The sequence below is a fragment of the Micrococcus sp. GPGPB33 genome (assembly GCF_037853785.1).
In the GTDB taxonomy this organism is placed as follows: Bacteria; Actinomycetota; Actinomycetes; order Actinomycetales; family Micrococcaceae; genus Micrococcus; species Micrococcus luteus.
The window spans coordinates 1,478,838-1,490,298 of sequence record NZ_JAQMWO010000002.1 but is presented as its reverse complement, the minus strand read 5'-3'; the positions used below and the strand labels follow the sequence as shown (position 1 = coordinate 1,490,298).

At 76.0% G+C, this 11,461-nt stretch carries 9 protein-coding genes; 7 read left to right on the top strand and 2 right to left on the bottom strand.

Annotated features, from left to right (window positions below):
- Window positions 1-28 precede the first annotated feature (28 nt).
- From POD19_RS07180 to POD19_RS07160, 5 genes are all read left to right on the top strand, one after another.
- The gene (locus POD19_RS07180) at window positions 29-1,381 is read left to right on the top strand and encodes a glutamyl-tRNA reductase (RefSeq protein ID WP_044659418.1); all 1,353 of its coding nucleotides are present in this window, start codon (window positions 29-31) and stop codon (window positions 1,379-1,381) included.
- A gap of 25 nt (window positions 1,382-1,406) precedes the next feature.
- The gene (locus POD19_RS07175; RefSeq protein ID WP_036318026.1) at window positions 1,407-2,063 is read left to right on the top strand and encodes a TetR/AcrR family transcriptional regulator; all 657 of its coding nucleotides are present in this window, start codon (window positions 1,407-1,409) and stop codon (window positions 2,061-2,063) included.
- Between the two features lie 120 nt (window positions 2,064-2,183).
- Window positions 2,184-2,408, top strand: a complete 225-nt coding sequence (locus tag POD19_RS07170; protein WP_002854967.1) for a DUF3107 domain-containing protein — start codon at window positions 2,184-2,186, stop codon at window positions 2,406-2,408.
- Between the two features lie 70 nt (window positions 2,409-2,478).
- Complete coding sequence (locus tag POD19_RS07165) at window positions 2,479-4,044, top strand: RNB domain-containing ribonuclease (RefSeq protein WP_060973680.1); 1,566 nt, start codon at window positions 2,479-2,481, stop codon at window positions 4,042-4,044.
- Window positions 4,045-4,295: 251 nt separating this feature from the next.
- A complete protein-coding gene (locus POD19_RS07160; protein ID WP_036339221.1) occupies window positions 4,296-6,113 on the top strand; it encodes a DEAD/DEAH box helicase in 1,818 nt (605 codons plus the stop codon).
- 117 nt (window positions 6,114-6,230) lie between these two features.
- On the opposite strand, the gene POD19_RS07155 is transcribed toward POD19_RS07160, so the two are convergent.
- Window positions 6,231-7,091, bottom strand: a complete 861-nt coding sequence (locus POD19_RS07155; RefSeq protein ID WP_049147253.1) for a PHP domain-containing protein — start codon at window positions 7,089-7,091, stop codon at window positions 6,231-6,233.
- Window positions 7,092-7,154: 63 nt separating this feature from the next.
- Here POD19_RS07155 and POD19_RS07150 point away from each other — a divergent pair, with 63 nt between their 5' ends.
- Both POD19_RS07150 and POD19_RS07145 read left to right on the top strand, forming a co-directional pair.
- Entirely contained in the window at window positions 7,155-8,753 is a 1,599-nt protein-coding gene (locus POD19_RS07150; protein ID WP_144818690.1) for an aminopeptidase P family protein, read from the top strand.
- Between the two features lie 33 nt (window positions 8,754-8,786).
- On the top strand, window positions 8,787-10,592 hold the full coding sequence (locus POD19_RS07145; protein ID WP_069942062.1) for a pyruvate kinase: 1,806 nt from the start codon (window positions 8,787-8,789) through the stop codon (window positions 10,590-10,592).
- Between the two features lie 6 nt (window positions 10,593-10,598).
- Here POD19_RS07145 and POD19_RS07140 read toward each other — a convergent pair whose 3' ends face one another.
- A complete protein-coding gene (locus POD19_RS07140) occupies window positions 10,599-11,375 on the bottom strand; it encodes a general stress protein (protein WP_119217190.1) in 777 nt (258 codons plus the stop codon).
- Window positions 11,376-11,461: the final 86 nt, after the last annotated feature.

The window sequence follows — 11,461 nt, the reverse complement described above, 5'->3', positions numbered from 1 at the left end:
GGGCGGTCGGGGCTAGACTTGGCCCGCTGTGACTGTCTTCTCTCTCGTCGCCTCCCACCATGACCTGGACCTGGACACGGTCGCCCGCCTCAGCGCCGGCGCGACCGGGGTCGGGCCCGCCCTGCCCGGCAGCGGCGCGGCGGGCGCCATCGTGCTGGCCACGTGCAACCGCGTGGAGATCTACGCCGAGGCCGACGGGGCCGGCGTCGAGGCCGCCCGCACGGGGCTGCTGTCCGCCGTCGCCGCCTCCACCTCCCTGCCGGACGAGGACGTGCACACCGCGTTCCGCACGCTCGACGCCGACGCCACGGCCCGTCACCTCTTCGAGGTCGGCGCCGGACTGGACTCCGCCGTGGTGGGCGAGCGCGAGATCGCCGGTCAGGTACGGCGCGCCCTGACGGCGGCCCAGGAGGCCGGCACCGCCTCGGGCCCGCTCGTCCGCCTCTTCGAGTCCGCCACGCGCACGGCCAAGGACGTCGGCTCCCGCACGGCGCTCGGCGCGGCCGGCCGTTCGGTCGTCTCCGTCGCCCTGGACCTCGCGGAGGAGCTGCGCGGTCTCACCGACGCCGCGGCCCAGCGCGACTTCTGGGCCGGGGCCACCATCCTGCTGATCGGCACGGGCGCCTACGCCGGCACCACGCTGGCGCAGCTGGCGGACCGGGGTGCGACCACCGTCGGCGTGCACTCGGCCTCAGGCCGCGCGGAGCAGTTCGTCGCGGACCGCGGCGGCTGGGCCCTCGCGCTCGGCGGCGAGGCCGTGGCCGGCGCCGTCGCCGAGGCGGACGTGATCATCGGCTCCTCCGGTGGCGAGCGCCAGATCAGCCCCGAGCGCCTGCAGGAGCTGCGCGAGGGCGGACGGCGCCCGCTCACGGTGGTCGACCTGGCCCTCTCGCGCGACTTCGACCCCGCCGTCGCGGACCTGCCGGACGTCGACCTCATCACCCTCGAGTCGGTGCGGCTGGCCGCCCCCGAGCAGGCCCAGGTCGCCGTCGCCGAGGCCCGCGCGCTCGTGGACGACGCCGTCGAGGAGTACCGCGCCGCGCAGCGCGGCCGCAGCGCCGACGCGGCCATCAAGGCCCTGCGCCGCCACACCCTCGGCGTGCTCGACCGGGAGCTCGAGCGCGTGCGCGCCCGCCACGGCTGCACGGCGGCCGCCGAGGAGGTGGAGTTCGCCCTGCGCCGCATGGTGAACCAGCTCCTGCACGAACCCAGCGTGCGCGCCAAGCGACTCGCCGCCGAGGGCCGGCTCGACCGCTATGAGGACGCCCTCGAGGCGGTCTTCGGGATCGAGGCCCCCGGCCGCCCCGCCCCCGCCGTGGGCACGGTCGAGGCGGCCTGCCCCGCGCACGAGGACGACGGCGGCGCCGCGCGCATCGCGTGAGCCCGCCCCGCGCCAGGAAGACCCCGTGACCGCCCACCCCGCCGCCACCGCGCCCGACGAGCCCGGGCGAGGCCGTCGTCTGCCCCGGCACGAGCGTCGCCGCCAGCTGCTGGACTGCGCCCGCGCGGTCTTCGCCGCCGAGCGGTACGCGGGGGCCTCCATGGAGCAGATCGCCGAGCGGGCCGAGGTCTCCAAGCCGGTCCTCTACCAGCACTTCCCCAGCAAGCACGAGCTCTTCCTCGAGCTGTTGGACGCCGAGGTCGCGAGCCTGCGCGCGCTCCTCGAGGCGGCGATGGACACCCGCCGGGACAACCGCGAACGGGTGCGGGCCACCGTCGCCGCCGTGTTCGAGTACATGGCCTCCCCCGAGCGGACCCACCGCCTCATCTTCGACTCCGGCATCGACGCGGACCCGGAGGTGCGCACGCGCAGCGAGGCCGTCCACCGGCTGCTCTCCTCCGAGGTCGCGCGCACCATCCGCGCGGACACCACCGTAGCCGAGGCCGAGGCCGAGGTGCTCTCCCGCGGACTCGTCGGCTATCTCCTGGGCGCCGCCCGCCACTGGGCGGACCGGCTCGACGCCGACGCCCGCCCCGCCGCCGCCGAGATGGCCCGCACGGTGGACGCGCTCGTCTGGCGCGGCCTCGCCTCGCTGCCCTCCGCGGACGACGCGCCGCGCTGACCCGGCCGTCCGGCCCGTTTCGCCCGCGGGTGAACCTCGTGGGCGCCCGTCCACCCCGCCGAGCGGTCCCGTAGGCTGACGGCGGACCGCACAGGACGCGACGAAGAGAAGAGGTTCCCCATGGAGATCCGCATCGGTGTGCAGCACGTCGGCCGCGAGGTCGTCATCGACAGCGAGCAGTCGGCGGACGAGGTCCGCTCCCTCGTGGACGCCGCCGTCGCCGACGGCACCCCGCTGGTCCTGGCGGACGCCAAGGGCCGCCAGGTGGTCGTCCCCGGCGACCGCATCGGCTTCGTGGAGATCGGCGCGAAGAAGTCGGGCCCGCTCGGGTTCGCCGCCTCCTGACCCGCCCCGCACGCCCCGGTGATCCGCCGGGGCGTGCGTCGTCTCGGCCCCCTTGCCCAGGAGCATCGCCATGTCCTCCCACGCCCTCGGCCTCCGCGGCCCTGCCGACCCGGCCCTGCTCGAGCGCCTCGCCGCCCTGCGGACGGAGCTCGAGCTGCCGTCGGCCTTCCCCACCCCCGTCCTGGCCGAGGCGGAGGCGGCCGCGCATGGGGTGCACGTGGGCCTGGCCGGGAGCCCGGACCACGCGGACCGCACGGCCCTGCCGTTCGTCACCGTGGACCCCGCCGGCGCCACGGACCTGGACCAGGCCCTGCTCCTGACCCCCTCCGACGACGACGGCATCCTGGTCCGCTACGCGATCGCGGACGTGCCCGCCTTCGTGGCACCGGGCGGCGCCGTGGACGCCGAGGCCCGCCGCCGCGGCCAGACCGTCTACCTGCCCGACGGCCGGGTCCCCCTGCACCCGGAGGTGTTGAGCGAGGACGCCGCCTCCCTGCTGCCGGACCGCGAGCGCCCGGCGTTCGTGTGGACGTTCCTGCTGGACGCCGCGGGCGCCGTCGTCGAGACCGGCCTCGAACGCGCCCGCGTCCGCTCCCGGGCGCAGCTGACGTACGGGCAGGTGCAGGCCTTCCTCGACGCTCGGCCGGGGGCGCAGGCGCCGGCGACGCCGCGTCCCGGGGTCACCGACGCGGACCGGGCCGCCGCCGAGGGGTGGCCGGCCGAGGTGCGCGACTCGCTGGCGCTGCTGCCGGAGGTGGGCCGACGGCGGGCCGCGCAGGAGGCCGCCCGCGGCGGCGCCTCCCTGAACCTGCCGGACCAGGAGGTCCTTGTCACCGAGGACGGGGCGCACGAGCTCGTGCACCGGGCGCCGCTGCCGGCGGAGGAGCACAACGCCCAGCTCTCCCTGCTGACCGGCATGGCCGCGGCCGAGCTGATGCTGGCCGCCGGGGTCGGGATCCTGCGCACGATGCCGGCACCGGACGCCGACGCCGTCGCCGCCTTCCGAGAGCGCACGCGCGCCCTGGGCGTCCCGTGGGACGAGGGCCAGGACTACGGCGCCTACCTGCGTTCCCTCGACCCGGCCGACGCACGGCACCTGGCGGTGCTGCATGCGGCGACCGGGCTGTTCCGCGGCGCCGGGTACACGGCCTTCGACGCGCAGGCCGAGGACCCGGCCCTGCGCACGCCGCCGGCCGAACCGGCCCAGGCCGCGCTCGCCGCCCCCTACGCCCACGCCACCGCTCCCCTGCGCCGGCTCGTGGACCGCTTCGTCCTGGCCCTGTGCCACGCCCACGCCTCCGGCGCCCCCGCCCCCGCGTGGGTCCGCAGCGCCCTGCCCGAGCTGCCCGCCCTCATGGCGGACTCGTCGCGCCGGGCCTCGGCCGCGAGCCGGACAGCGGCGGACCTCGTGGAGGCGGCGGCGCTCGAGTCTCGCGTCGGCGCGGAGCTCGAGGGGATCGCGGTGCGCGAGGCGAAGGACGGCACGGAGGTGTGGCTGCTCGACCCGGCCGTGAGCCTGCGGGTGCCGGGCAGCGTCCCGGCGGGCACCCGGGTGCGCGTGCGGATCGAGGGCGTGGACCGCGCCTCGGGTGCGATCACGGCCGCGGGGGTAGACTGGTCGCACAGCTCACGCTGACCCAGGATGACCGGTCGCTCTCTGATCACCCTGACCCGCCGCCCGCGCCCCTGACGCCCGGGACGGCACCATGACCTGCCGGATCCGGCACGGCCCGCCTCGCACGGCGCGCCCGGCCCGGTTCCACGGGGCGCCGCCCGTCGGCCGCTCCGCGTGCTTGCCTCGCGATCGGCTTCCGCTTGAACCGCGCGCACGGCGGAGCCGGGCCTTCCGCCCGCCGTGACGACGCCCGACCAGGAACGCGAGTCGCCATGACCCAGAACTCCGAGCACACCCCCGCCCCCGCCGACGTCGACCCGACGGTCGCGGAGATCGCGGAGGACATCGTCACCGAGGACGCCGCCCCCGTGGCCCCCGAGCAGACCTTCGCCGACTTCGGGGTGCACCCCAAGATCGTCGAGGCCCTGGAGGCCAAGGGCATCGTCCACCCCTTCCCCATCCAGGCCATGACCCTGCCGGTCGCCCTCGGCGGCCACGACATCATCGGCCAGGCCAAGACCGGCACGGGCAAGACCCTCGGCTTCGGCATCCCCGCGCTGCAGCGCGCCATCGGCCCGGGTGAGCCCGGTTGGGACGGCCTCGAGGCCAAGGGCACCGCGGGCGCCCCGCAGGCCCTGATCGTCGCCCCGACGCGCGAGCTCGCCGTCCAGGTGGCCGGCGATCTCACGGCCGCCGCGGCCCGGCGCCCCCTGCGCATCGCCACCATCTACGGCGGCCGCGCCTACGAGCCGCAGATCGAGGAGCTGCAGCGCGGCGTCGAGATCGTCGTCGGCACCCCCGGCCGCCTCATCGACCTGATGCGCCAGCGCCACCTGCGCCTGGACCTGGTGAACACCGTGGTGCTGGACGAGGCCGACGAGATGCTGGACCTCGGCTTCCTCCCGGACGTCGAGACCCTGCTCGCCGCCGTCCCGGCCGTGCGCCAGACCATGCTGTTCTCGGCCACCATGCCGGGTCCCGTGGTCGCGATGGCGCGCCGTTACATGACGCAGCCCACCCACATCCGCGCGGCGGACCCGGAGGACGAGGGCCTGACGAAGAAGGACATCCGTCAGCTCGTCTACCGCGCCCACCACATGGACAAGGACGAGCTCGTGGCTCGCGCCCTGCAGGCGGAGGGCCGCGGCCGGACCATCATCTTCACGCGCACCAAGCGCACGGCCGCTCGCGTGGCGGACGAGTTGACGGCGCGCGGCTTCGCGGCCGGCGCGCTGCACGGCGACCTCGGCCAGGGCGCCCGTGAGCAGGCGCTGCGCGCGTTCCGCAACGGCAAGGTGGACATCCTCGTGGCCACCGACGTCGCGGCGCGCGGCATCGACGTCGACGACGTCACCCACGTGTTCAACTTCCAGGCGCCGGAGGACGAGAAGACCTACGTGCACCGTGTGGGCCGCACGGGCCGCGCCGGCAACAAGGGCGTGGCGGTGACCCTCGTGGACTGGGAGGACATGCCGCGCTGGTCCCTGATCGACAAGGCGCTGGGCCTCGGCCAGCCCGAGCCGGTGGAGACCTACTCCTCCTCCCCGCACCTGTTCTCCGACCTCGACATCCCGAAGGGCACGAAGGGCCGCCTGCCCCAGGCCAAGCGCGTGCTCGAGGGCCTCGAGGGCGAGACGCTCGAGGACCTGGGCGGACCCGAGGCGAAGCAGCGCGACGGCGGCCGCGGACGGGGTCGCGAGGGCGGCCGGTCCCGTGACGGCGAGCGCGGCGGCCGAGGCCGGGGCGGGCGCTCCGGCGAGGGCCGTGACCGGGCGCGCGGCGGAGGCCGTGGCGAACGGACCGAGCGTTCTCCTCGCGGTCGTGACGAGGCGCGCGCCGAGGGCCGCGGGCGTGGTGAGGCACCCGCCGAGCAGCGCGCCGAGGGCCGGGGCCGTGGTCGCGGCGAGGGCCGCGAGCGCACCGCCTCACGCCCCGAGACCCCCGCGGCCCGGACGCCGGAGCCGGTGGCCGGCGTCGAGCTCACGGAGGCCCGCCGGGCCGAGCGCGCCGAGGCCCGGGCCGAGGCCCGTCGTCGCCGGGGCGGCCGCACCCGCACGCGCCGCAGCAACGGTGAGGTCGTGGACGGCTGACCGTCCCTCCCGGGCCCCGGGAATCTTCTGCGCGAATGACCCTTCTGACCGCCTGCGCGGCGGCTGGAAGGGTCATTCGCGCAACGGATCCTTCCCCGTCGCCCGGGCCGTCCGGGCTCAGCCGCGGATGATCGCCGTGCCGGTGCCCTGCCGCTCGATCTCGGCGAGCACCTCCGCGCCCGTGGTGTGCTCGCCGATCGGATTGGGCTTGCCGGTGCCGTGGTAGTCGGACGAGCCGGTGACGAACAGTCCGTGCCGGTCCGCGAACGCGCGCAGCCAGGTGCGCTCCTCCGCCGGGTTGTCCCGGTGCTCGACCTCGACCCCCGCCAGTCCGGCCTCGGCCATCTGCTCGAACACCTCGTCGCCCACCACGCGGCCCCGCATGCGCGCCCGGGGATGCGCGAACACCGGCACCCCACCGGCGGCCCGGATGAGCGCGACCGCCTCGGCCGGGTCCGGGGCGAAGTGCGGCACGTAGTACTTGGACCGGCCGGCGAGGATCTCCCGGAACGCCGCGGACCGGTCCGGGACGGCCCCGATCGTCACGAGGGCGTCGGCCAGGTGGGGCCGGCCGATCGTCGCGTTCTCCGCCGCGTGCTCCTGGACCAGCTCCCACGTGATCGGGAAGTCCGCGCCCAGGCGCCGCACCATCTCCTGCGCCCGGATCAGCCGCGCGTCGCGGGCCAGGCCGACCTCCCGCAGCAGGGCGGGGTCCTCGGGGTCGTGCAGGTAGCTGAGCACGTGCACGCTCACGCCGTCGGCGGAGGTGCAGGACATCTCCATGCCGGGCACGAGCGTCAGCCCGGTCTCCCGCGCGGCGTGGGCGGCCTCGGCCCAGCCGGCGGTCGTGTCGTGGTCGGTGAGCGCGAGGCCGTCCAGCCCGGCCCGCGCCGCCGCACGCACCACGTCGGCCGGCGGCTCGGTGCCGTCGGACTCGGTCGAGTGCGTGTGCAGGTCATAGCGGGCCATGGCGGCCATGGTACCGAGACCCGCGCGCGGCGGCCCGACCCGCCCGCGCCCACCGGTGCCATGATGGAGGGCATGACCGATGCCGCACAGCACCCCGCCCAGACCGCCCCCGACCAGCCCGCCGCCACCCCCGAGGCGGGCGCCGACGGCACCGGCGCGGTGAACCCCCAGCCGCTGGCCGAGCGCGTCGACAACCGCTCGCAGCGCCCCGCCTCGAACGCCTTCCGCGACTTCATGGCCTCCGACTGGGCGCCGTCGTCGGACGCCCTGCCCGACGCCGACGCCGCGGCCCCGTACGCCGCCCGGCGGCGGGCCGCCGTGTCCGCGCGCTTCCCGGGCGAGCGGATCGTGGTGCCGGCCGGCCGCCTCAAGGTCCGCTCGAACGACACCGACTACCGCTTCCGCGCGCACTCCGCGTTCGCCCACCTGACGGGCCTCGGCGTGGACCACGAGCCAGACGCCGTGCTCGTGCTCGAGCCCACGGACCCGGGCGCCGGCGACGACGGCACGGACCACACCGCCACCCTGTACTTCCGTCCCCTGGCCGGCCGGGACACCGAGCAGTTCTACGCGGACTCGCGCTCGGGCGAGTTCTGGATCGGCCCCCGTCCGACCCTGGCCGGCCTGGCCGCCCGCACGGGTCTGCGCACGGCGGGGCTCGAGGAGCTCGAGTCCGCCGTCACCAAGAACGTGGCCGCGGACGGCACCGCGGTGCGGCTGCTGGCCGAGACCGACCAGGACGTGGACGCCCTGCTGGCCGCCGTCCGGACCGAGGCCGGCGTGGACCTGGCCGCCGCGGCCGAGGCCGACGCCCAGACCGCCGAGTTCCTCTCCGAGCTGCGCCTGGTCAAGGACGCGTGGGAGATCGAGCGGATGCGCGCCTCGGTGGCCGCCACGATCGCGGGCTTCGAGGACGTCGTGCGGGCCCTGCCGCGCGCCGTGGGCCACGACCGCGGCGAGCGCGTGGTCGAGGGCGCCTTCTTCGCCCGCGCCCGCCTCGAGGGCAACGACCTGGGCTACGACACGATCGCGGCCTCCGGCAACAACGCCACGATCCTGCACTGGATCCGCAACACGGGCGCCGTGCGCCCGGGTGAGCTGCTGCTGCTCGACGCCGGCGTCGAGGACGACTCCCTCTACACCGCGGACATCACCCGCACCCTGCCCGTGTCCGGCACGTTCACGGACGTGCAGCGCCGCATCTACCATGCGGTCCTCGACGCCGCGGACGCCGCCTTCGCGATCGTGCGCCCCGGCATCCGGTTCCGCGAGCTCCACGCCGAGGCCATGCGGGTGCTCGTCGACCGCCTCGACGGCTGGGGCCTGCTGCCGGTCTCGGCCGAGGTCGCGCTCTCGGACGAGGGCCAGCACCACCGGCGCTGGATGCCCCACGGCACCTCGCACCACCTCGGCCTCGACGTGCACGACTGCGCGCAGGCCAAGCGGGAGCTCTACCTGGACGGCGTGCTCGAGCCGGGCATGGTCTTCACGATCGAGCCGGGTCTGTACTTCAAGGAGGAGGACCTGGCCGTCCCCGAGGAGTACCGCGGCATCGGCGTGCGCATCGAGGACGACATCCTCGTGACCGAGGACGGGGCCGAGAACCTCTCCGCGGTCCTCCCCCGCACCCCGGACGAGATCGAGGCCTGGATGGCGCGGCTCCAGGCGTGATCCGGCGCGGAGGGCGCCCCTAGGGTTCGGACCATGGGTATCGACCTGACCACCGAGCTCACCGCCCTCCGCGACCGCCTCCTCTCCGCCGAGGCGGAGCACGCCGACCTCATCTCCCGCGTCCGGGAGCGCCACCGGGCCTCGGCCCGGAACCTCGTGCACTACGTCGCCCTGCGCGGCACCGACCTGCGGCCCCTGCAGGAGGCGCTGAGCGACGCCGGACTGTCCTCTCTGGGCCGCATGGAGGCCGGCGTGCTGGGCCACGTGGACGCGGTGCTGGCCGCCGCCCGCGCGCTCGACGGCGACCCCGCCCCCGCGCCCGAGGACGACGCCCTGACCTCCGCCGAGGGCCGCGCCATCCTCGCCCGCAACGCGGCGAGCCTGCTCGGTCCGGCCCGCGGCGACCGGGACGCGCGCATCATGGTGACCATGCCCTCCGAGGCCGCCACGGACCCAGAGCTCGTGGCCCGGATCGCCGAGGCCGGCATGGACCTGGCGCGCGTGAACTGCGCCCACGACGACGAGCAGGCGTGGGCCGCCATGATCGCGGCGGTCCGCCGGTGTGCCGGTGCGGGCCGGCCCGCACCCCTGGTCGCGATGGACCTGGCCGGGCCGAAGGTGCGCACCGGCCCCATCGAGCCGGGACCGCGCGTCGTGAAGGTGAAGCCCGCCCGGGACCCCTCCGGGATCGTCACCGAGCCCTCCCGCGTGTGGCTCGCCGCCGGGCCCCACGACGCCGTGGCCACAGCGGACCGGCCGGACGGCGCCGTCGTCGTGCCGCTCGCGGACCCGGAGGGGAAGACCCTGGCGGTCCTGCAGCGCGGCGACGAGATCGAGCTGACCGACGCGCGTGGCGCTCACCGCAGGCTCGAGGTCGAGCAGGTGGACGGCGAGGGCGTGCTCGTGCAGGCGGACAAGACGGTCTACTGGGCGACGGGCACGGCGCTGACGACGCCGCACGGGCCGCTCGAGGTCGGGCCGCTGCCCCCGCTCGAGCAGTCCATGCGCGTGCACGAGGGCGAGGAGATCGTGCTGGCCCGCTCGCTCGAGCCGGTCCCCGCGGTCGACACGCCGCCCTACCGGATCGGCCTCACCCTGGCGCAGGCGTTCGCGGACGCGGCGGTCGGCGACCGGGTCTCCCTCGACGACGGGCGGATCGGCGCGCGGATCACGGCGGTGTCCGACGACGAGATCACCCTCGAGGTGACCCAGGCCGGCCCGCGCGGGGCGAAGCTCAAGGCGGAGAAGGGCGTGAACTTCCCGGACACGCACCTGGACATCCCGGCCCTCACGGACGAGGACCTCGCCCACATCCCGTTCGCGGCCCGCCAGGCGGACATGGTGAACATGTCCTTCGTCCGCTCGGCCGAGGACGTGGCCCAGCTGATCGACGCGCTCGAGGCCGAGGACGCGCCGGACGTGGACATCACGCTGAAGATCGAGACGGTGGAGGCCTTCCGGCAGCTGCCGCGGATGCTGCTCGAGGCGATGCGCTGGCGGGACGTCGGGGTGATGATCGCCCGGGGCGACCTGGCGGTGGAGGCCGGCTTCGCACGCATGGCCGAGCTGCAGGAGGAGATCCTGTGGCTGTGTGAGGCCGCGCACGTGCCCGCGATCTGGGCCACCCAGGTCCTCGAGTCCCTCGCCAAGACCGGCCTGCCCTCACGGGCGGAGATCACGGACGCCGCGATGGCGCAGCGGGCCGAGGCCGCGATGCTGAACAAGGGCCCGTACATCGACCGCGCCGTCACCGTCCTCGGCGACATCCTGGGCCGGATGCACGGTCATGCGAGCAAGAAGCGCGACATGCTCCGGCGACTCGAGTCCTGGTCCCTCTGACGGGGCTCAGCCGCGCGGTTCGTCCTGGGGCCGGGGCGGGTGGCCGCCGCGCGCCTCGATGAGCTTGGCGACCTCCTCCGGGGGCAGGGTCACGCCGTAGGAGCGGTCCAGGCCGGTGGGCGCGGTGTCCGCCTCCGGAGTGGGCCGGGCCGACGCCTCGGGCCCGCCGGGGGCCGGCGCCGCGTGGGACCCGCCCGACGACGGCGCGGCGGCCGGGGTGGCCTGCACGGACCCGCCCCCGGCCTCCTCCGCGGCGGGGGCGGGCGCCGGCTGCGGGGCCGGCTGCGGCGTCGGGGCCGCGGCACCGCCCAGGCCCAGCTCCTGGCGGGCGCGGGCGGCGTGGTCGAACGCGACCACGAGGTCGAAGGCCGTCGGCACGACGGCCTGCGAGGACGCGAAGCCGTGCTGGCCCCGACGCATCGCGAAGCCGATCACGCCGAAGATCAGCCACACCGCCAGGCCCAGCAGCATGGAGGTGAGGATCTGCCCCGGGCCGGCCTCGGGGGCCAGCAGGTAGAGGAACACGCCGATCAGTCCACCGAAGAACACGCCGCGCACTCCCGCGGACAACGCCACCTGGGCGTAGTTCAGCCGGCCGCGCACCCGCTCCACGACCCGCAGGTCCTTGCCCACGATCGACACGGCGCTCACGGGGAAGTCCGTGGCGGCGAGGCGGTCCACCTGCTCGCGCGCCTGCGCGTAGGTGGCGTAGGTGGCCAGCAGCTCTCCGCGGGGCAGGCCCTGCTCGGCGCCGGGCTGAGGGTTGGACATCATGAACGACATGGACCCATTGTGCCCGGCCCGGCGCCCGGGCGGGCGGCGGTCCGCCGTCCGCGGACACGGAGCCGCGGCCCGGCACGCCGTAGGCT